Annotated in this window: 22 protein-coding genes and 1 pseudogene; 10 read left to right on the top strand and 13 right to left on the bottom strand. The window is 55.4% G+C overall.

Going from position 1 to position 20,728, the window contains the following annotated elements; all coding sequences use genetic code 11:
* The first annotated feature begins 1 nt into the window (after position 1).
* The 4 genes from ACYVIA_RS18835 to ACYVIA_RS18820 are packed head-to-tail and all read left to right on the top strand — an operon-like array spanning position 2 to position 2,290.
* Positions 2–718: a nucleotide-binding protein gene (locus tag ACYVIA_RS18835; RefSeq protein WP_460843546.1), complete on the top strand. Its 717-nt coding sequence runs from the start codon at positions 2–4 to the stop codon at positions 716–718.
* A complete protein-coding gene (locus ACYVIA_RS18830) occupies positions 715–1,287 on the top strand; it encodes a hypothetical protein (protein ID WP_460843544.1) in 573 nt (190 codons plus the stop codon). The genes ACYVIA_RS18835 and ACYVIA_RS18830 overlap by 4 nt, the downstream gene beginning before the upstream one ends.
* A gap of 3 nt (positions 1,288–1,290) precedes the next feature.
* Positions 1,291–1,842: a hypothetical protein gene (locus tag ACYVIA_RS18825; RefSeq protein ID WP_460843543.1), complete on the top strand. Its 552-nt coding sequence runs from the start codon at positions 1,291–1,293 to the stop codon at positions 1,840–1,842.
* A gap of 34 nt (positions 1,843–1,876) precedes the next feature.
* Positions 1,877–2,290: a hypothetical protein gene (locus ACYVIA_RS18820; protein ID WP_460843541.1), complete on the top strand. Its 414-nt coding sequence runs from the start codon at positions 1,877–1,879 to the stop codon at positions 2,288–2,290.
* Positions 2,291–2,596: 306 nt separating this feature from the next.
* Here the strand turns inward: ACYVIA_RS18820 and ACYVIA_RS18815 are convergent, their stop codons facing one another.
* From ACYVIA_RS18815 to ACYVIA_RS18785, 7 genes are all read right to left on the bottom strand, one after another.
* On the bottom strand, positions 2,597–3,640 hold the full coding sequence (locus tag ACYVIA_RS18815; RefSeq protein ID WP_460843539.1) for a tyrosine-type recombinase/integrase: 1,044 nt from the start codon (positions 3,638–3,640) through the stop codon (positions 2,597–2,599).
* Between the two features lie 361 nt (positions 3,641–4,001).
* The gene (locus ACYVIA_RS18810) at positions 4,002–5,291 is read right to left on the bottom strand and encodes a replication initiation protein (protein ID WP_460843537.1); all 1,290 of its coding nucleotides are present in this window, start codon (positions 5,289–5,291) and stop codon (positions 4,002–4,004) included.
* A 999-nt stretch (positions 5,292–6,290) separates the two neighbouring features.
* Entirely contained in the window at positions 6,291–7,235 is a 945-nt protein-coding gene (locus tag ACYVIA_RS18805) for a ParB/RepB/Spo0J family partition protein (protein WP_460843534.1), read from the bottom strand.
* Between the two features lie 12 nt (positions 7,236–7,247).
* Complete coding sequence (locus tag ACYVIA_RS18800) at positions 7,248–7,901, bottom strand: AAA family ATPase (protein WP_460843533.1); 654 nt, start codon at positions 7,899–7,901, stop codon at positions 7,248–7,250.
* A gap of 1,204 nt (positions 7,902–9,105) precedes the next feature.
* On the bottom strand, positions 9,106–9,492 hold the full coding sequence (locus ACYVIA_RS18795; protein WP_460843531.1) for a hypothetical protein: 387 nt from the start codon (positions 9,490–9,492) through the stop codon (positions 9,106–9,108).
* A gap of 76 nt (positions 9,493–9,568) precedes the next feature.
* Positions 9,569–9,844: a hypothetical protein gene (locus tag ACYVIA_RS18790; protein ID WP_460843529.1), complete on the bottom strand. Its 276-nt coding sequence runs from the start codon at positions 9,842–9,844 to the stop codon at positions 9,569–9,571.
* A gap of 278 nt (positions 9,845–10,122) precedes the next feature.
* The gene (locus tag ACYVIA_RS18785; protein ID WP_460843527.1) at positions 10,123–11,337 is read right to left on the bottom strand and encodes a tyrosine-type recombinase/integrase; all 1,215 of its coding nucleotides are present in this window, start codon (positions 11,335–11,337) and stop codon (positions 10,123–10,125) included.
* Between the two features lie 166 nt (positions 11,338–11,503).
* On the opposite strand from ACYVIA_RS18785, the gene ACYVIA_RS18780 reads away from it, so the two are divergent.
* Positions 11,504–12,385 carry a DNA-binding protein gene (locus tag ACYVIA_RS18780; RefSeq protein ID WP_460843525.1) on the top strand — a complete coding sequence of 294 codons (882 nt, stop codon included), beginning with the start codon at positions 11,504–11,506 and terminating at the stop codon, positions 12,383–12,385.
* A 510-nt stretch (positions 12,386–12,895) separates the two neighbouring features.
* On the top strand, positions 12,896–13,345 hold the full coding sequence (locus tag ACYVIA_RS18775) for a tyrosine-type recombinase/integrase (protein ID WP_460843523.1): 450 nt from the start codon (positions 12,896–12,898) through the stop codon (positions 13,343–13,345).
* Between the two features lie 62 nt (positions 13,346–13,407).
* Here ACYVIA_RS18775 and ACYVIA_RS18770 read toward each other — a convergent pair whose 3' ends face one another.
* Both ACYVIA_RS18770 and ACYVIA_RS18765 read right to left on the bottom strand, forming a co-directional pair.
* Entirely contained in the window at positions 13,408–14,271 is an 864-nt protein-coding gene (locus ACYVIA_RS18770; RefSeq protein ID WP_460843520.1) for a nucleotidyl transferase AbiEii/AbiGii toxin family protein, read from the bottom strand.
* The gene (locus ACYVIA_RS18765; RefSeq protein ID WP_460843516.1) at positions 14,268–14,873 is read right to left on the bottom strand and encodes a type IV toxin-antitoxin system AbiEi family antitoxin domain-containing protein; all 606 of its coding nucleotides are present in this window, start codon (positions 14,871–14,873) and stop codon (positions 14,268–14,270) included. The genes ACYVIA_RS18770 and ACYVIA_RS18765 overlap by 4 nt, the downstream gene beginning before the upstream one ends.
* Positions 14,874–15,082: 209 nt before the next feature.
* On the opposite strand from ACYVIA_RS18765, the gene ACYVIA_RS18760 reads away from it, so the two are divergent.
* From ACYVIA_RS18760 to ACYVIA_RS18750, 3 genes are read left to right on the top strand one after another with little or no spacing between them, the layout of a single operon-like run.
* Positions 15,083–15,754, top strand: coding sequence for an alpha/beta hydrolase (locus tag ACYVIA_RS18760; protein WP_460843514.1), 672 nt, complete (start codon positions 15,083–15,085; stop codon positions 15,752–15,754).
* Positions 15,751–16,959 (top strand): XRE family transcriptional regulator, encoded by a 1,209-nt coding sequence (locus tag ACYVIA_RS18755; RefSeq protein ID WP_460843512.1) that lies wholly within the window; start codon positions 15,751–15,753, stop codon positions 16,957–16,959. The genes ACYVIA_RS18760 and ACYVIA_RS18755 overlap by 4 nt, the downstream gene beginning before the upstream one ends.
* A gap of 16 nt (positions 16,960–16,975) precedes the next feature.
* Positions 16,976–17,224, top strand: a complete 249-nt coding sequence (locus tag ACYVIA_RS18750) for a hypothetical protein (RefSeq protein ID WP_460843510.1) — start codon at positions 16,976–16,978, stop codon at positions 17,222–17,224.
* Between the two features lie 118 nt (positions 17,225–17,342).
* On the opposite strand, the gene ACYVIA_RS18745 is transcribed toward ACYVIA_RS18750, so the two are convergent.
* Complete coding sequence (locus ACYVIA_RS18745; protein WP_460843508.1) at positions 17,343–17,819, bottom strand: hypothetical protein; 477 nt, start codon at positions 17,817–17,819, stop codon at positions 17,343–17,345.
* 105 nt (positions 17,820–17,924) lie between these two features.
* On the bottom strand, positions 17,925–18,086 hold the full coding sequence (locus ACYVIA_RS18740) for a DNA-binding protein (RefSeq protein WP_460843506.1): 162 nt from the start codon (positions 18,084–18,086) through the stop codon (positions 17,925–17,927).
* A 65-nt stretch (positions 18,087–18,151) separates the two neighbouring features.
* Between ACYVIA_RS18740 and ACYVIA_RS18735 the strand changes: the two are divergent.
* A pseudogene (locus ACYVIA_RS18735) lies at positions 18,152–18,610 on the top strand (IS3 family transposase); the annotation flags it as partial.
* 45 nt (positions 18,611–18,655) lie between these two features.
* On the opposite strand, the gene ACYVIA_RS18730 reads toward ACYVIA_RS18735, so the two are convergent.
* Together ACYVIA_RS18730 and ACYVIA_RS18725 are read right to left on the bottom strand one after the other, a co-directional pair.
* The gene (locus tag ACYVIA_RS18730; protein WP_460843503.1) at positions 18,656–19,507 is read right to left on the bottom strand and encodes a DUF7281 domain-containing protein; all 852 of its coding nucleotides are present in this window, start codon (positions 19,505–19,507) and stop codon (positions 18,656–18,658) included.
* Positions 19,500–20,723: a hypothetical protein gene (locus ACYVIA_RS18725; protein ID WP_460843502.1), complete on the bottom strand. Its 1,224-nt coding sequence runs from the start codon at positions 20,721–20,723 to the stop codon at positions 19,500–19,502. The genes ACYVIA_RS18730 and ACYVIA_RS18725 overlap by 8 nt, the downstream gene beginning before the upstream one ends.
* Positions 20,724–20,728 lie beyond the last annotated feature (5 nt).

Raw genomic sequence — 20,728 nt, 5'->3', positions numbered from 1 at the left:
TATGGCAATTCATTTCATTCTTCAGGGCAAAGGCGGCGTTGGCAAATCTCTGATTGCGGCATTTCTCACGCAGTACCTGCAAAGCAAGAACGAGTCGGTATATTGCGCCGATACGGACCCCGTTAACCAGACGTTCTCTCGCTATGCCGCATTCGGCGCTGATCCAATTGCGATCCTGAACAACGAGAGCCAAATCGACTCCCGCAAGTTCGACAGGTTGATTGAGAAGCTGCTTGAGCATAACGGACATGCTGTTATCGATAATGGCGCCGCGACTTTTGTGCCGCTCTCCGCCTATCTCTCCGATTCCGGGATCATGCCGGCGCTGGCCGATGCGGGTAAGAAAGTCATCATCCATTCCGTCCTTACCGGCGGACAAGGTTTGAATGATACGCTCATAGGTCTTAATGCGCTGCTACGCACCCAGGAAGCGGCCATAGTCGTTTGGGAAAATGAGTTCTTTGGAAAGGTGCTCAAGAATGACAAAACGTTCGTCGAATCGGAGCTTTTCCAAAAGTACAAGTCGCGGATTCTCGGTGTTGTGAAAGTCGAAAAGCGCACCGCAGACACCTTTGGCAAAGATATGGAATTGCTCATCTCGAACAACCTGACGTTCGAGCAGGCAAAGACGTCTGACCTGTTCACCTTCGTTCCGCGTTCGCGGTTGAGGCAAGTTCAAAAATCCATCTTTGAACAACTGGATCAGCTTTCACTATGAAGCTCACGGCAGAGCAAAGGAATGACCTCTGCGTTGAGATTTTCCGGATCACCGGGCTGCAAGTGGACAATGTTGACCCGGTGATCATCTGCGCACTCATGCAATCGCACTACGTTCGTCAGGCCGGCGCGGACGTAGTGTCCGAGATTGAGAAGTCAACGAAGGCAGCTCTCGCCTCATTGACGGAGGCAATGAACGCAAACTCGCGCGACGCAGTAAAAATGATCTCACAGGAGGTCACGTCCTCGATCCGCTCGAATGTCAGCGCCGAAACGGACCGTGCAAAAGGTGTTCTTGCCAAGTTCGCCGACAGCTTGCGAGCGGGTTTGGCTGGATCGAAGGCACCGGTCCTGCCGCCCGCACCGGCAAGATACGACATGAAAACCGTTGGGATCGTTGCCGGCGCGGTTGCCCTGTCGTCAATTGTGGCGGCAATGGTTTTCAGTCCACTATCGGCGCAGGAAAGAGAGCAACTCGAATTCGGGAAAGCGGTGCTGCAGGCGATCCCTGCACTGGATGCAAAGACCAAACGTGGACTAGCAGACGCGATCGCGTCGGTCGGAAAGTAGTTAATGGCCAGTGAATATCTGACGATGCAAGAATTACGTGCCCGCGGTTGGAATGATCGCTTGGTTCGGACCTTCCTTGGAACGCATGACGATACTTTCATTCCAGCTGGCAAACGCCCCGGACGCCCTACTCGCCTCTTCCTTCTGACTCGCGTACTCCAGGTCGAAACTTTCAATGCTGATTTTCTTGCAGAGAAAGATCGGACTGCTCGGATGGCAGAGCGCAATCGACGTTCTGCGGACGTGAAAATGGAGCACTTCATCCAAGAGATCGAATCGGTCGACTTTCCTGCCTTCGATCAGCCGTTCGACGAACTGCTTGCGAATGCGCGAACAGTTGCGGTCAGATCACTCGTTGGGATCCCCGCAGATCGACTTGCGCTGACGGTTTTGCTCGATAGGATGAAACCGTTACTGGATAAAACGCTGGCGATGTACTTCTGGCACCCCGGTATCCGTGATGCAAGAGCAAAGTTGCGAATGAAAGCTCTGGCGCATGTTGTTAATCACTACCCTGGTCTTGAAGCTGCCGCCAAGTTGGAGGCAAGACGATAGACAAAGGGGGTAAGTCACTATAGGGAGAGCAACAATGGACACCACGCACCGTGATAGCGTCAATGACATCGATTGGGCTGCAGCCGAGCGGTCGGCAGTCATCAAAGCCGCATCGGGTCGTAGGACCGGTGTCCATGCCCATAAGCCGGCGGTATGGATGGAGGATGCGTCGGGAGTGGATGGCCGGTCTGAGAAACATCAATTCAAGACAGGCTACTCGTGGCGTGCGGCCTGGTGGAACGTCTTTAGTACAGGTCACCAACTCTTTTCTCGCTCCGGCAGTCTGGAGTCCGCTATGTATGACTTCCACCGGTTTCATCATGCAATGACATTTCCGTTACTGCAGATAGTCACGAAAATTTATGCGCTGGTGAAGGTGATTACGACCGATGGTGCGGCAAAGGCAACCATCGGCTATGTCAAGGAAGAGGCCAAACGTTGCCGATAACTCTCCATTGGCGGGATCGATGCAGAAATGATCACACGCGGAATGCCAGTCCAATTAACGAGGTCGCTTTATGTTCACGCTGCGCTTCCAGCACGTACCTCTGTTGCGTATGCCGAGGAGCAGCAAGTAACAGAGGATCAATGGCTGCGTAGTGCGGTTTTTTGCGAAAAATTGGCGTCATAATTTCGCAAAAAAATGCACCTCCTGTTTACGAATCAATAGGTTAGGATCACATTTCTCCGGACACAGTGTCCGCATGTATTGCCGGTTTGATAATTGGATGTGAATCGTCAAAACGCACGTGGATCACCGTGTTTTGCGTACCTTCCCCTGACGTTGATCCGTCACGATGTACTTCTCTGTGGAACGCAATTCGTAGTGCCCCATGTACTCTTTCACAAGCTCCAACGGTGAGCCTTCATTGATCTCCCGTACGGCAAATGAGTTGCGGAGGGTTCGACCGCCTTTGCGAGACACATCAATTCCGGCCTTTTCTAGCGTCGCCTTCACATGCCGATAAACGGTTGCTTTATGGAGCGGTTTATCCGCGACCAGACTAGCCGGAAAGAGTAGCTTCGATGGGATGTTGTGTTCTTTGCGTTCCTCAATCCACGGATGGACATACTTGGCCGCGAAGGGGCGTACGACCGTGTTGTGCCCTGCCCCCTTCGAGACATAGTCGGGAATGTGAATGGGAAGCGATCCGTCGCGTTGTTTGCGCTTCACCTGGTCGACGCGAAGGTTGAGTACTTGAGAAAGTTTCAGGCCAGAGCCAAGCATGAGCGCAAGCATTGCGCGATCCCGACGTTTCTTCCAGCTCGGAGCATTGGGTATGTCGGGATCCATCGGCTCGGCCGCCGGCAGGTTCGCCAGGAAGCGCAGTTGCTGCGCTTCAGTCAAATATGCGGTCGGCTCATCTCGTCCGTTCGACGAATCACCATGCGGGCCGCGAGCCGCTACGGCTGCAGGATTCGGTTCAATGCCGATGTGCGTGTAGACCCGCTCAAGTAAGCGCAAATATCGTGTGCGTATCGCGCTGTTGATTTTTCGGGCTCGGTTATTCTCGTCGACATGCGCACCTTCGAGGAAGGCCTGGATGTCACGGTGGTCGACTTCATGCAGTCGTAGGCCTCTGTTTTGAATCCAGCGTAGGTACGTCTTGAACATGAGCGTGTAGATCGCTGCCGATTCTTTGCTAAGAGGTCGGACGTCTTGCCCTACCGAGCGACGATATGCCCCGTGTTTTCCGAGTTCAACGAATTTCTTACTGCGAATGAAGCCGCCAAAGGCAACTAGCGGTCGAGTCACCCAGGTGCTACGGACATCGAACAAATCGGTTGGTTGATTCATAGGGAATTATGCAACTAACGAACAAATTAGACCTTACCACAAAAAGACGTCATCTCTCCGCCTCAACCACAACACATCTATTTAACGCCACTGCCACCAGAAACCGACAAGCTACGTCTTTCATCCGCATCCAGCTCTTACCTGCCTACACGGGCTACCCATTCACCGCCTTGTTGCTAGCTAAGAGGTTTTCCGCAGAGGCGATGTGATCGTTAGTTGCAAAAATATAGATGGCGCCGGCGCACAGGCATGATGGATTCTGGATTGGGAAAATGGGTGATAAGCTGTGTGCACTAGCGAGTGCCGCTCTCACCAAGCGGCTGAACCGCTTAGAACGAGTGCCGCGCTTTACCGCTGAAACTCAACGGTGCTTTTTGCTAGATGTGGATGGTTCAGGCTCGCCGAGGCTAAGGAAATATTCTGCGAATTGGCTTCTGATGAGTGGCGCTTGCTCGCCCTGCTTGTCAAAGCTCTTGCGCATGGCGACAACGGTAAGCGTCGATCGGAAGCTCTCGCGGATTTCATCCTTCCGATCCTCCGGCAATGTATCGAATGCTGCAAACGCCTCGCTTATGCGGGCTGCAACTTGCGCATTTCGTGCCTCTTGCTCTTCAGCCTTCGCTTTCAGCACCTTTTCGGTCGCGTCCTTACGCTTAGTAACTTCCTTCTTCGCTTCTTCGTTGGCGATCAAGGTGACGTGCCAACCTTCCTGAATCGCCTTACGGTAGAGAGCGCCGTAGTTCGGTGCCGCCCTGCCCTTTTTCGCTTCCTGCTCACCGTATTGGTTGGCTCGCTCGATGCACATCTCAATCTCACGGGGCGAGCGGAGTTCCAGGTACTTCTGCTGAGTAGCAACGTCGATTGGTACCTTGGCAAACCTAAACGCTGGATTGTCTTCGTGTTCGAATGGAATGATCGTCTGCTGCTTCGGCTCTATGAGGAACCGTAGTCCAACGACTTTCCTGCCGCGCTTCTCAAACTCGACATCGATGTTGAGATCTGAGACGTCGGAACTATTGATGGTTTTGACTGGACCAGTAATGACGATCCGATTCAGATCCCGGAATTCCTTGTACTCATGGTCCTCGATGCCCATGTATTTGCGAAACGAGGCGAGATCAAAATACGGAGTCTTTCGTACACCACGATAATCTCGGCAAAGCTTGTAAATGATCGCTTCATATTTTCCGCTGAAGGCATTGAAAATCTGCCAATTCAGCATTTGGAAAATGGCTCGCGGTTCGTCGAGTCCTTTTACTACATCGATGATAAAGCTGGGAAACTTGAAGCCCACCCTGGTCGCATGCACTTCCCATTCGGTGATAAAGCCTGTGCCGCGCTTGGCCGTCCCACCGTCCTTACTCAGAAAGTTATAAGCGATAGTCTGATTTTTCAGTGCCTCCAAGTCATCCCAGAGCTCTTTTTTGTTTGGTGTATACCCAAGTGCCTCACTGATCACGGCCATCGGGAGATACCGCCAGTCGTTTTCCTCGGATGGAATTCCAAGGTCGTACTGACGCTTGAACTCGCGGAGCAGCAATATCCAGTACTTGTACTGAAGCAGCGAAATGCGGTGCTCAATGTGGATAAGCGCCTGTGGCGTCTTTATCTCTAATGCGTCCGTCTTTTTGTGTGTACCGCGTTTCGCCATTGCTCTGGATCATCGGGATTTTTACATCCCGCAATCGTACCGGCAATCGTGGAGAAGTCAACAAGATTGTTGTTCCACAGTTCTCTTCTTTACGACGACCGAGCATGCCCGAAAGATTGCTCGGAAGGGGAATTTCTCCACCATAGCGAGACTCTTCTCCGGGGGAATTCCTCCACCATTGGGTTCTTTCGTGCAGGGGACTTTCTTCCACAATAGGCGCTCCTTTGCTCGATAAAGGCAAAACTTACGGTTGGCAGGGTGCAAAAGGCAGTAAAAGGGCTAGAAAATGGTATCTTTTCTGAAAGTGGGTGCTCGCTAGGGGGGGGTGTAAGTACAGGGGGAATTCTTCCACCATAGCACAAGCGGCAGAGGGGGAATTTCTCCACCATACTCTCCCGCGACCGAGGGGGAAATCCTCCACCATTGGTTCTATTCCATGGAGGGGAATTCCTCCACTATACGTCGGAGCCAGAGGGAGGGGAATTCTTCCACCATACCGCCGCGCACGCCGCGACCTTTGAGTGCTTTCTTGCGGCGCGTGCTGATGCTCCCCCTCCTCTTGAACAGCCCAACTAGAATTTCCAACCCGATGGCGGCGTTTTTTCACCGCTACTTCGGCTGTGATCGAGAGATTTTCACATCGCATCGGCGATACGAGGCGGTGAATCGGTAGGAGTTTTGAGCACGTTTCGATTTGGATGAAAGTGCACGGTGAGGGGGAATTCTTCCACTATATAGGGGGATTCCATCCACGATTGGAGGGGGGATTTCTCCACGAAAGAAAGTTTACCTCCACGGTACCAAGGGGAAAATCTCCACCATACCGGGGGGAATCCATCCACCGATCACGGGGGTTTTTCTCCACCATAATTGGCCAAAAGCGGCTCTGTAACTGTGTCTTTCCGCGTGTAAACCGTAAACGCTGTAAACAAATTAAAGCAGCAGGAAAGAAACTGTGAATTCCCTTGCTGCTGCTTTGAGTATTAAACCTTAATAACGCTACGTTTGTGAGGACAAGTACTTCGCAACCACCTTGTTCAATTCATCCTGTAGCAGATCGACATGCTTTTCGTCGACAACGTCCTTGATCTCTAAGACTAAACGTCCTTGACCAGCAAAGCGCTTCACAATCGAGCTTCCTTTGTCGTATTTATGCGCTTGTGTGTTACCGCGTACTCGAGTCGATGGCCCTTTCTGAACCGCCGCACGTCGAGCGTCAACGTCGCGCGAACTCAGATCTTTACTTGCCACCTCGATGATGAGCGCTTCAGTTTCCTCTTCACTGGCTACGTCAAAGAAACGCTTAATCGCGTCCAACATTCGCAGGTTCATCAACGCGGGCCTATCCGAAAGCATGGCAATAAGAGGCTTCGGCAGCTCTGCTAAACCCAATGTGCGATTGAGCATGGTTGGCTCGATATTCAGGCGCCGCGCGAGTTCTGCCTGGCTCGGGAATATTTTGCGCTCAAGCAGCATTTTCCATGCGAGAGCGTCGTCGATAGGAGTCTGCGCTTCCCGGTCTGTGTTTGCTGCACGCGATGCCAGGTACAGTTCCTGTTCGTTTGTCGGCCTTGGTCGAATCTCGACTCGAAGCGGCAATCCGACAAGTCGGCAACCTTCTAAACGCCTGTGGCCATCAATCAGGCAGACATTACCTGTCTCGTCAACATAACCAAGTGCCGCAACATCTTGACCTCGTTCCTTTAAGCCCTCGGCCAGCTCGTCAAGCCCCGCTGGGGACACGATACGGCGGGCGTTTAAGGGATTCGACTTTAGCTCGTGTGTCGGAATCTCATATGTGCGTCCGAGCTCGTACGTTGCCTCGTTAGTGCTTTGCGCCGGCGCAAGATGCGGCGTGGGCGCCCTGCCCTGCTCCACAGCCTGAACAACTTCGGCGATTTTTGCTATCTCTGTGGCGTCAGGCCGCTTTGCAAATTTTCTCATTCCGTCCTCGTATCATGCTCGTTGTTCTGCTTCGGCGAAAATGGCTCGCATCTCAGCGGCAGCCTTCGGATCTGCTTCCCGTCCCTTTAGCTCATGTACTGCCAAGCCGCCACGACGGGAATTCCTCCACGATGAACGGTGACGTAACGCCGCATCGAATACCGGCAGTCCTGATTCGACAAGATATTCGCGTAATGCACTCTCCTCCTTGGACTTGGCATTCGTTGGTAACTGGTTGAGAACCACGTATGCAGGAACCTTCCCGTCCTTATGCTTGGCATCCATTTCCCGGAGCGCTTCAAAGGTATTGAGCGTTGACTCGACTTCCATTTGGTCCGGACCGGTTGGGACGAGAACCATGTCTGCCACTTTTGCCGAGTTAAGCATCGTGGTGTAACTGTTCGCACCGACATCCACGATTATCAGGTCATATTTGGATGCCAGCTGCTTGAGTTCATGCTGCGGATTCTGAGACACGGTGAGCAGTGGAATCGTTGGTTCGACGTTTTCTTCGTTCCGTATGCGTACCCAAGCACTCGATGATCCATTGGTATCAGTGTCGAGCAACAGAACTTCCAGATTTTCGGATACTGCAAGTGCGGCAAGGTTAGTCGCGAGTGCGGTCTTTCCCACACCGCCCTTCTCTGCTCCGACTACGATAATCATAGTTTCCCCTTAATAATTCGTTTAATTGCGATAATAAACTATATTAAAAGCACGGTAAAGTGCTCTCGCGTTTAATATGGTTTTTTTACGATTCTTACGCCTTATGGGATTCATCTTTATTCGCTAGCTCAGCCTTAAGTAACGGGAATGTTCATAACGCTTATTATTCGTGGAGCGTTTAATTGCAATGCTCAATTCTTAATTTGTGTTTCGTTTCACTCAAATTCGCCGCGCTGCCAACTTATTCGAATTGTGACGCGCCTTGCGCCGGCGCAAAGAGAGGCAAGAGGTTCCGCGCACTGAATAGTTGGATAATAAGAACGAGAAAGGCTCCGGGTTCCTATTAAGCGCGAACGAGCTTCTGGTTTGCGCTGCGTAATACCTTATGTAGGGAAGGCGACGCAGGCATGGTCAATTTAACGTGTCTAGTGCGGTTTTCATCCGGAGGTCAGAAGCATGAACTTGCCGTCTTGCGCCGGCGCAAGACGAGCCGCCCCTGTGTATATAGCCACTTAATACTTGCAAGCGCCGCCCGATATTGTTTAGACACGAGGCCCTTCGATTGGTGGCGAGCGTAGTCGATATGGCGCCGTTTATACTGCTTTAAAGCGCGGATGTCTAAGTCTTTAGGCGTGAAAAGAATAGGGCAACATTTCATTGTTTGCGCCGGCGCAAGAATATTTGCTTAGAGCCGGCTGACGATAAGTTGTTAGTGTAAACCGTTCGGTGTGTTTGTGACGGGCACGCCATCCCTAATAACGCTGCTCATATCCAGATGCGACACGGGAAGATCACAAGACGCGGATAAGCGTGGACGGTGGAAGTGTGACGCACATGAAGAGAATTGCGTCTTGCGCCGGCGCAAGACACCACAAGCGGGGAGGGCTGATTGTCATTTAAGGCCGCCAACTTGATCTCGGTAAGCTAAAGGATTGGCGGCGGCTTTTGATTTCTTGCGCCGGCGCAAGAACGCTGAAGGCTAAACTGCCTGGAAAAGTTGTTGGGGGAAAACGAATTATTAGTCGATCGAGCCGCCTTGCGCCGGCGCAAGATCGATGTGGAACATTTGTTCTGAGGGCAGTAAAAGCGTAGCGGTTGCTGGTCCGCTTAAGGTCAGAATGCCCCCGGTCGAGCATCGGGCAAGAGCGTCAGAACGCTGGGACGAATTCATGAGCCTGTCGGCTAGCGAGGTCACGATCAGTCTTTATATAAATTGAAGTGGTGGCAATCGACGCATGACCGAGCAGATCTCGCACCACTTCAAGCCCATCTCGGACTCAAGCGCATGGGTGACATAGGTGTGGCGCAGCCAGTGGGTGGATGCGCTTTCGATCCTCGCAGCCATATCCGGATTGGCATCTTTGACCGATACCGCCACATCGTTGAAGAACCCCTTGAGCAGTTTGTAGAGTCGCAAATCTGACAACGGATCATCGAGCGTGCTTAGTCTTGGCTGCTTGCCATCATACTGGGGGAGGGCGGCAATGATCGGTGTCTCCGGAGGGATAACAGAAAATCGTGCGTGAAGACGTCGTGCGAGGCACGTCTCCAGTTCGGCCGGCAGGGCGCACGTGATTTGCACCGTTCTCATCTTGTTTCGCTTGCCGAGCACCCCCGCTTCGCAGCAGGTGGCGCCATCATCCGATCAGATAAACGATTTGATGTCCCTACGCCGCAATCGCAAGTTCCGGTAAGCGCATGCCAGTGGAGTAGGCGAGGGCGAGGATTGAAGGAAGTCGGTAGTATTTGTCGTTATGCATCCGGTCTATCGGATCGACGTCGTCCTTCCGCCTCAGCGTATCCAGGTAATTGCGAACGATTTTCCAGTCAGCTCTCGATGATGCACGCAACGTCTCGATCTCGGGATTTGCTCCAGTCAGCCGCAGGACGCCCTTCATTGGATTGCCGTGCAGGTAATGCAGCTCGCTTAGCCATTGCATCATCGCGAGGGGGATGGTAAGCCACAAATGTTGGGGGAGGGCGATAACCTGCCTTCAAACGGACACCACCGGGGACTACGGCGCGATGCCCCGGACCGTTCGAGCTGGGTGTCCTGCGGTAGCCGGGGCAGGGAAGGGGGGAGAGGGGGCACACTTTTCAACGGAAGGTACGCCAATTACATCTCGGAGGAAAGGCGCTTGCCTTCGAATAAGTATCGCTCAAGGGGAAGAGCTACGAGCCCTGGTGGGCAAGTCGGTGCCGCACTCCACATAGAATCAAGTTAATTAGACTTATTTAGTGCTGCGAGCACATGATCATGTCGTTCGTTATCTTCGGTATGCAGATACAGACTGGTCGTTGTGAGTGACTCGTGTCCGGCCTGCGCCTGCACCGTCGTCAGCGGTACACCTTTGTTCGCCAATTGTGTCAGCAGCGAGTGTCGAAGCCAGTGCGTAGAAGCCTCTTCGAGCCGCTGTGCATTGTCCTCGTCGCCACGCGCGAGCGCCAATTCTTTCGCAGCGCTGAGGACGCCTTTCATGATCAAGTCGATCGCGGCGCGAGTCGGCCGCACGGCGTCCCCACGGCTCCTCAAGATCAGTGGCGTCACGTCATTGCGTGTGGTGCGTAGCGTGAGCCCGTAAGTGAGGCGATATTCCTCGAAAGCCTTCACAAGATCGGGCGGCAGCGGCAATAACCGTTCCTTATTGCCTTTGCCCGTCACAAACAGCCACCATCTTCCCGCCTCGCAGTAAACATCACCCATTGTCGCGTTCAAGACCTCGGACAACCGACAGCCGGTCTTTTCATAGGCCATGAACAGGAAGCGGTTGCGCGCCTTCCTGCGGGCTGCGGCATCGGTATCTGCGACGGTTTCCTCGATCGCCTGATAGGCGAGGGCGAGGGCGTCAGGGGGCAGGTAGCGGGTGATCCGCGCTTTCTTGGCCGGCCCCTCTTTGTGCTTCAGATGCTCCGGAACCGGGAGCACCTTAGGCAGCAACGACGCTGGATTGCCGTCCAGGTAGCGGCTGTCGCAAGCCCAGCGAAACAGTCCCTTAATCGCCACCAGCGTTAGGCGCCGTGATGCCGGTGACAGCGGCCCGGCAAACGGGCGCCATTCCGGACTCGTGCGCGACCGTCGCTTATCCGAAATCCACATGTCGGCCGGCTGCGGATCGAGCACGAACGTCAGATACTCCTGCAGATCCTCCAACATGACTTCCTTGAACGACAGTCCGCGCCATTCTATCCAGAGCCTGAAGCGTTCCAGTTCCTTGAAGGTCTGATCGCGACCGGAATCCGAGTATTTGGTCCGCACATATTCATCGATGAGGGCGCGATCACTGGCCACCGAGGTTAGTTTGCGCCGCGTGTCGATATGTTCCACGACAACGACTTGTGTGGTGTCGAATCGACTGGAAGCCAGAGCTGGCGCGGCTTCGCGGGGAGCGTCGCCGACCGTCGCCGGCAATGTTTCACGGTCAGGAGTAAGTTTCATCAGACCATTATACCGGTTTCCTGTCGGAACTTGTCATAATAAACGTAATGTCAAGTTAAAGCACGAGAACAGCCGAAAAAGGACAAAAAGCATCATTCCTATGATGATACAATGCACGCCGGAGACGGCAAATTGGCCGTCAAAACACGGTATACAGGGAGGCGGCATGGACAGGAAAACGATGATCTTCGCGATCTGCGAAGCGCTGGCAGCCAAGGGCATTCGGCCCACTCTGGCGGCGGTTAAGGCGTCCGGCATGCCATATCGCGGGAGCGATCCAGACATCACGCGCGACTGCCAGGAATGGCTGAAGTCGGTGCTTGAGCAGCATTCCCGCAGCCATGAAGCCGCTGGTATCCCGAAAAACCTGATTGCACCGTTCAAGGCGCTGGTCGACGTGGTGCGCGCCGAAGCGGAACAGGAACTCGCGCACGAGCGTGACCTGCTGAAGGAGCGCGAAGCTCAGGCGCAGCAGCGTGTCGATGAGGCACTACAGCAGGCACAGGCCGCCGCGGACACGATCAATGACCTGAAAATCAAGCTGGCCGCCGCGACCGAGACGATTGCCGGCCGCGATGACTCGATCCGTCATCTGCAGGAGTCACTGGCGGAGGCGCGTTCGATCCTGCAAGCCAAGGATGTGCGGATCGACGGTCTGGCCGCCGACCTCACCCGCAAGACGGAAGAACAGAAGGCAAGTCAGGTCGAGCTGGACGGCCTGCGCAAGCACACCCTGCTTCAGATCGACCAGGCGCGCAGCGAGGCACGGCACTGGAAAGCGGAGTTCGATCGCGTGGATGCGGAGAACAAATCGACGGTGCTTACGTACCGGCAGCGCGCCGCGGCGCTCGACAACGAGTTGGCCAATGCACGCGGACGACTGAGCACGCTGGAGGAAGTGCTGCAGGCAGCGAGGAAGCGCACCACCGAACTGGAGTCGCAGCTGACAAATCGTGAAGTACTGGCCGAACCACCCGTCCTTCGGCGCCTTGCGAAGCCAAGCCTCGGGAAGAAAAACATCGTGCGGCCAAGACGCGTAAAGCTGTAGTCGCAGCGCGCTATTAGCGGTAGCAATTGCCGTGATTCGTCACGAAAATGTGAGAGGGACTACGGATACAGCAAGCTTTTGCGAAGCGCTGCAAAGGAGTTACGAATGGCTAAGCAAGATAGAGGCTGGGGCCCTCGCAACTTGGGCCGGTGCGCTCGCAGAAGAGTCAGGAAATTATGAGTCAGGCACTGCCCTCGCTAGAACGAGCGTATGAGGTCCTCACTGACGGTGGCGCGCATGTTGCGTCGCCTGCTCCAGACAGGATGAACTCGCTTACGGCCGCATGGCTCATAGTTTAATACGGCAAATTGAAAAAGTAGTGAGCTTGGCCGTGTTTTCCGGCAACCCATTGTCCCTGTCCCGCCAACGCACGAGGAAGGCCAAACCGCGAGTGACGCGTTGGCTGTCTTCGTAACTCTATCTCTGCGGGTTGAGGATCTCTGAGGTTTTCGGCAATACAATGGGTGGGTTCTTCTGCCGGCGCGACAAAGACGGTAAGAGCGCTGGTGGTTGGAAATTGTCGATAAAGGCGAAAAGACAAGAATTGTCCCGGCAACCAACAAGTTGATTCTCGAGCTGGCGCGCTATCGACGCGAGAAGGGAATTGCCCCTACTCCTTCCGAAGAAATTCCATTACTCTTGCCGATTGGGACACAGCACCGTCACATGACACGGGGCGCGGTGCATGCGCTCGTCAAACAGGTTTTCCTGGATACCGCGCATCGCTTGAAGACTCGCGGATCAGATTTCGAACTACTTGCTGCCGGTGTTGAAGTCGCGTCCGCCCATTGGCTAAGGCATACTGCGGGGTCACATATGGCGAACCGTAATGTGGATCTGCGGCATGTACGCGATAACCTTGGCCATGAGTCAATTTCGACTACCAGTGAATATCTTCATTCGTCTGAAGATGCTCGACATCGGGAAACCGAGGAACGTCATAAAATCAAGCGGTTGTGATTGCCGTTTGCGTGACCACCACGAACAGTGACGAAGGATGCGAAACGGCTATGAATGGGCGTTCAACGAGTGGCGGCGTTCAACGCGGGCGCCAGATCCACGCTCAGACGGCCAACGACGGCGGACAAAGGCTCAGGCGGGAACTCGTTCTTCTTGAGAAATGCCAGCCATAGCGCCTGCCGTGAGGCGTCGTGCGCAAACTCATCCGTCAGGCCGACCGGCAGTGCATCAGGTACTGCCATGCCCCGTCTTTCGAAGGTGGCCTTGATCGCTTGGGCCAGCAGATCGATGTCCAGAGTTTCTCGTTCCAATAGTACCGACAGATCGAAGTAGTCCTTCAGGCGGCTGTTGGTCATGCCCAGCAAAGCGATCGCGTGGAGTTTCTCCGCGATGACGGTATACGTTGGATAGGCACGCAGTCGTGGCGCGGGCATCTCTTCGAGCAGTACCGGATAGACGGAATCAACAGGTGCCGGTGTGACTGCGTCCCCGAAGCCGACGTCGATTTGCGTCTTACAGCGTGCTCTAGCCAGGTCCCCTGCGATGACCACGCGAACGCCGCCGTAGCCTACTTCTTTGCGAATTTCCTCGACCGTAACCGAGGCAGGATCGAACACGATGCCGTCGTCGACCGTTACGGATGCAATGTCCCGGAATACTTGTGCGATCGACTCCAGGTCGCTGGCACCGAAGCCCAACAGGTCGGCATCGCGTGTGGGCCGGTGTGGCATGTCGTACCAGAGCGTGAACAACAGCGCACCTTTGAGCAGGAAGCGATCCGTGTGCGGAGACTGTGTCAGACGATAGAGAATGCGCTCCAAGGCGAAGCGCACCAGTATCTGATTGAAATCGACGCCTTGGGCCTTGGCGACGTTGAGAAGGCGGGCACGGACAGATGCTGAGATATTTGGGGTGGCCGCACTCATCCGACGCTCTCCAAGTAAGGGCGCATCACGTTTGCCACGCGGCAGATCTTGGCGAAACGCCAGATGTCGTCGACAGAGGCTTTGCTGCGCGCTCGGGCGTCCTTCAGCGCCTCCAGCGCCACGTCCGGACCGATCTTGTTGCGATGCTTGAAGCAGTCCGCCACGGTCTTGGCTACGCTGTACACCCGGAGTGTGACGCCGTCGCGTTCGACTTCCTCTATGCCCGCTGAGTAGGCATCGCCCGTGAACTGAACCATCTTGACGGGCGGGTAGTCGATGCGGGGCGGGTGGCTGCCCCGAGGCATGGCGATCCAGACCTGGCGCGGCAGCTGCGTGGTCAGTTCATGAAATTGCAGTGCCGTGAGCAGGCAGAACACTGCCTGAGGCACCTTGGTGGCGACAGTGCCGAGACTTTCGCATTCCGATACCTGTGCGTCCGGCAGGCGATAGAGGCCGCGCCCTACCTTCTCAAGGAGACGTGCAGCGATGAGGCGCGTCAGGACAACCCGAGGCGCACTGATGGCGTCCAGATCGCTGGCGCGCAGCAGTCCCTTCTGGCTGGCCAGATCGAGGACGCGCTGAGTATGGGTACTGGAAGGCATGGAAGGAGTATGTTCCTTTGTTTCGTCGAAAGCAATGTACTGAAGAAAAAATGGAACATTCTCCCATGCCCCTAGAGCGTTGACGCTACCACTCGACGCGCGGTGTACGCTATAAAATGTAACCATTACGGCTTAAAGCGCAGCATTTTCTACACAAAAACCTTTTAAGCGAAATTATTTCGTTGTAGAATCCCGTTGAACGAAATCCGATGACGGAGTTGCCGATGGCCTTGTCAAACCAAGAAACGATCCATGACCTGCTTGTGAGAAACATTCCCCGCGAGCTTGTCATGGGCCTCGAAGAAGCTAAGCTGGTCGGCGCTCAACGCGCCTATGCTGCAGCACGAGGAATGGATGACGGGCACTTGCCCAGTGTGGTCGGTCAATTGCGCCACTTCCATATGAATGAGTCGTTCCATCGCGCACTCGCCGTCGCGAACGCATCTCCTTCGCAGCTGCGCGGCAATCAGATCGTCACAGGTCGGGCAGGTATCTTCACCTTGGCACGGTTTAACACTAAATATGGGGTCTGGAACACCGGACGGCGTAGCGAAACTCGAAAACAGATGTCCTTGGCGAACGCAGCCATCGAGCCGCTGGTTCAACCCGGGCTATTTTCCGGCTACGTGGAGCCCTCTCAAGCGGTCGTGTTCATCGTGGCCTGCTTTGCCGGATCACTGCACAGCCAACCGGATACTCCCGTCTCCATAGAAATCGCGGTCCCAGATCGACACATGCAGGCCTGGCTTTTCCGGGAACCCATTGACGCATTCATCAAGCGATACGAACAGCAACCGACGGCGGGACAAGACGACTTGGCCGTACCGAAGCTGAAAAAGAACATTGGCAAAAAACAAGACAAAGACGGAACAGGATCATGAGCAGGGGTGGTGTACAGGGATTTCAGAAAGATCGACTTAGCCAAATTCTTGCGGCCCGTCGTCTGACTCAAGTCCAGCTGGCCTCGATGGTCGATGTTTCACCGGCGACCGTCAGTAAGTGGCGCGCGGGAACGCAAGCCCCCGAACGTGATGCGCTTGAACGCCTTGCGGGCGTGGTCAATGTCACGCCGGAATGGTTTACGCGTGCGCCCGGGTTGAAGTTGTCGTTGCCGCTTTTTCGCAGCAACGCTTCTGCACACGTCGCGGCACGAGCAATGCTTGAGGCCCGGCTTGAGTGGGCCCAGGACGTGGCTGCCGCCTTAATGGAGTATGTTGACTACCCTGATGTCAATTTACCCTCTCGTAATTACACCGACCCGGAAGAGATCATTGCCGAGGACATCGAGAAGGCTGCTTGTGAATGCCGCGACCTGTGGCGTCTGGGCCGTTCGGCGATTCAAGACTTGGCGCTTGCCGTGGAAGGCGCTGGGGTCATCCTCGTCCGGGAGGAAACCGGCATTGCGCAGATCGAGGGACTTTCGGCTTGGAGCGAGGTATTGGGGCGGCCGCTGGTCCTCCTGTCCGCCGACAAAGACAATGGGTACCGCAGTCGTTTCGATCTTGCCCACGAGATCGGGCATCTTGTTTTGCATCGTCATATTCAGCGCACGACGGACAGCGCCCGCCACAAACTCATGGAGCAGCAGGCGCATCGTTTCGCTGGCGCATTTTTGCTGCCCGCGGAAACATTTGCCACCGAAGTTCGCGTGCCACCGACTCTGGATGATTTGCTGTTGCTGAAGCGCCGTTGGGGCGTATCTGCGGCGGCGATCATCATGCGGCTGAAGGCTCTTGAGCTGCTGGATGAAGATGGCGCTCTGATGCTTTTCAAGCGTCGCTCTGCTCGGTGGGGGGCGAAATCCGAACCCGGTGACGATGACCGTCGACCGGAGCAACCTCGCCTGCTCCGTCGAACCATTGATTTGTTGGTCGAAGAGAAGGTGATGCCCTTAGAAGCCATCCCGAGGCACATCGGACTGGCTGCGCGCGACGTTGAAGCGCTCGCCGGACTGCACGAAGGCTACTTCCGGGGAAAAACCAACGTCGTCGAATTTGCGCGACTGAAAGCGACCCAGAAGCCGGTTGATGACCAACCGGCTCAAGGCAATAAGGTGGTGCCATTTCGGCCCGTCTCCAAATCTTGATGTAAAAGGAGCAGCGATGTCAAAGAACACGAAGCAGACGTCCTCACGAATTGGCCGACTGGCATCTGAAACGCTGCAAAGCAGCAGTTCGTCGCAAATGGCCAAGAGCCTGGCCGCTTCGGCACTGTCTCAGCGCAGTGGCGACAAGCAGACCGGGGTCAAGATGGAAGACAAGGCCGCACGCGTTTTGGCCAGCGACCGATACGCCAAAGAGACGAAGGAACTAGCGGCCTCGGTCCTGTCCCAAGCCAACAAGCAGCGCTGAGCCAGGAAGCCGAGTCCCTCATGTCACAGGATCGGAGCGACTCGCAGCTAACAGCTCTCTCGTGGCAGCGGAAAATTCCGTTCATCTTCAAACGTACACTACGCAGAGTTGGACCACTTCACCTTGCGTGCAGGACGGGATATCTTGGCCGCGTGCTTAAGCTTATCCACAGTCGCATGCGCCCAGTCGAGTTGTCCGCGCAGTAGCACCGCTTCGACTTGAGTGTATTCATTCTTTCGATTCGGTGCTGTAAGGTGTTGCGAATCGAGTTCAGGTCTGCGACGGCAAGATCGCGATTCACAGTAACGGCCTTGAGACTTCCTTCCAGTTGCACCACTTGTTGCCGGTAGTTGCCGAGCTGCTCCTGTAATGCCGTGAACTCAGCGCGATGCTGTTCCGCCGACTGTTCGGCTGATGTGCGAACCGATTCTAGTTCGCTGCGCAGCTTCGCAGCTGAAGTCCGTTCACGATCGATCTCCATTAATGCACGGGTTTTGCTCGCACGAAATTGCTCCTCTGTAAGTTCTGCTGCCGCGCGAAGCTTGTGCAGTTCAGCACTGAATTCCCGCTGCGCGTCGTCCAGTCTCTGCAGCAAACAGCCGTTTTCACTGCGTGCATTCTGCAGTTGCCCCTCGAGCGCGGCGCCCTGCGCTGACGACCACAGTGCCGCGACGAGCTCGCCCGCAGCCGTCTTCAGTGACTATGGCAAGTCACGATGCTCGATGCGCACGCGGCTCTTGTCCCGTAAATCTTCCCAGAACTTGTTGAGTGCCTCGGCCGGCGCGCTCATGCTGCCCTTGCGCACCAGCTGGTATAGCTTGTTGGTGGTCGGGGTGATACCGTACCGGAAGAACAGCAGCACGCACACTTCGCGATACAGGTCCTGGGTGTGCGGAAACCGGCCGCGCAGCTGGTCGATGTTAGCGAGTAGCTGCTTTGACGTATGTCTGGACTGGTGAAGGCTGGCTGTTTGTCGCGGTTGTTCTGGACTTGTATTCGCGTCGTGTGGTTGGTCGATGCAGCCAACGATGACGGCGCAACTGGTCATGGATGTGTTGCTCATGGCAATCTTCCGGCATGGCCGGCCTCAGGCGGTGCTGCATCTTTCTGACCAAGGCTCGCAGTACACCAGTGAAGACTTCCAGCGACTGCTGGAATCACATGGCATCGTTTGCAGCATGAGTCGGCGCGGGAACTGCTGGGATAACGCAGCAATGGAGAGCTTCTTCTCGACACGGAAGACCGAACGACTGAACAGGAAGCGGTATCGCACTAGGGATGAGGCGCGTGCGGACGTCTTAGATTACGTTTTACAATCCGATGCGAAGGCATTCCACCTTGGGTTATGTTAGCCGGGCAAAGTTTGAAAATCTACAATGCGCCTGACGGAAGTGTCCATCGAAACGGGGGAAGGCCAGACGGCTGCAAGACTCAAGCGTGGCCATCACACCAGTAGAGACTGCACGGCACTTGCCTGGCGATCATCGTCTCCTGCGTGAGACAACGCCTCACCTGCGTCATCGCCGCCACGGGTTCCCGCCAACCAGCCGGATACGCCGCTAATTCCTTGAGGAGGAAGCGTTGGCGGTCATACAGGTCCGCGCGCGACAGCGCTTCGAACTGTGATGGGAATACTGCACCGCACACGTTCGGAATGCTGGCCGCAATATTGACTCCCTGCGGGTCCAAGTCGGTCCAGGCGATTACCGGCACCGAGGCCCCGGTCGCCAGCGCGCGCGCACCGTTCGACGGAAACGCAGCATCACCGCGGAAGACCACCAGCGGATCGTGATAAGGAAAATCATGGAAGATCACATTCTCGAAGCATTTCACCGCTTCAAAGTTTTCTACGATCACCAGGCAATCGTGTTCGATAGTCCGCACTTCACGCACGTCTATATAAAGGCAGGCGCGTCCCGCAGTCGGGGTACTAATACCGTTGAGGCGGATCGTGCGGGAAGGCGCGCGCATCAGGACATAACCCTCATGGGGCCCGGCTCCGGCATATTTTTCCTGCGGCGTGATGGCAGCAGCGTCCACACGCGACTTGTCCGCGAAGCTGAAATCGACTATCTCGGGGTGGGTGATCCCGTGGTATTCCACCAAATACGCGCGAATCGCCTTACGGTCGCGCTCCCCGAGATGCCAACTGGAGCCGATCACGGTCCCGAAACCGCATTCCTCAACAAAGTGGCGTGCAGCCTTGGACGCCGGCAGCTTGTCTTTGCCGGATTGGTAGGCGCGCACTAGCACGCCGAGCATACTTTGCAAGATGTCACTCATTAACGGAAATCTGCACAGAATTGGTAAAAATGATATCGGTGAGGCGGCATTCATCGTCGACGACTTCGGTCACGCGCGACGCTGCAATATGCGACGGGACGTCGAGCGCGCCGCTGCCGAGCTCATTGGAAAGGATCTGCAACCAGACCGTGGCGCCAAACGGAAACGCATTTTGGTGCGCTTCGAGCCAGGCGACCGCGCCGAGCGAACTTGCTTCCTGCACTGCATCGGTGAACTGATACAGCGATCGTAAAAAATACGACAGCGGAATTTTCTTCTCCGGCGGGTCGGCCTCGTCGGACGCTTCGTTCGAGCGCCGCATGCGCTGCGACACCGGCGCGTCGTCGGACACCCCGGCCACCATCGCCGCCAGTGCGGTCGAATACGACTCATTGGCGGGATCCGGATATGCTTTAACCTTCACCCCCGGGAAGATAGTTGCCCACTGCGGCGGCGCCTCCATCGTTTCCCACGCGGGCACCGTAAAATCGGGATGCTTGGACAGGTAGTTGTCGAGCGCGATGATGCGCAATGCGCCGACATTAACTCCTCGCAACTCGAACAACGTCGACGACAATGCCGAATGCACCTGGTACAGCCGCGTCTGGATCCCTTCATAGCGGTTGAACAATTCCTTTTGCAGTACGCCTGCCACGTCCGGATAGTTCTCGACAGTCTCGGCAAACCCGAGGTCCCGCACACGGCCGACATTGTTAAGCAGTTCCTTGGCGCGATTGATCCGGTTTTCGTTATACAGGATCTTTTCTTCGATGCTGGTGCCGGCAAAGCCCTGCTGTGTTTCGATCACGAACCGGAACTGTTCGATGTCTTCGGTCATCCCTGACGCGAAGTCGTCGCACAGCTCGAACACGATTCCGAGTTTCTCGGCCAGCTCGGTGGCTTCTGCGCGCACCAGCGATTCCATGTAGCCGGTCACTGCGGTTTCCAGGTTCGACAAAATATCGCTGTAGTGGGTCGAATTGCCATAGATGCTGCGCCGGTTAACCGCCCAATCGAAGAATTTTTTCAGCCGCGAATCGAGTCGGTAGCTGCCGTCGTGTGCAATCCGCACCGCCTTGACGGCGACCAGCCGAGCGATATGGCTCGCCTGTGCCTCCGGATCGAAATGCACGCCCTGCGGATTCGCGTACACCTGCGCGAGCTCTTGCTTGCAGGTATTGAGAGCGCCCAGAAGGCTGATAATCTGGTCATCCATGGCCG

Source organism: Noviherbaspirillum agri (genome assembly GCF_054780595.1).
Note: the sequence above shows the minus strand (reverse complement) of the source record. Positions and strands in the feature narration are given on the sequence as shown.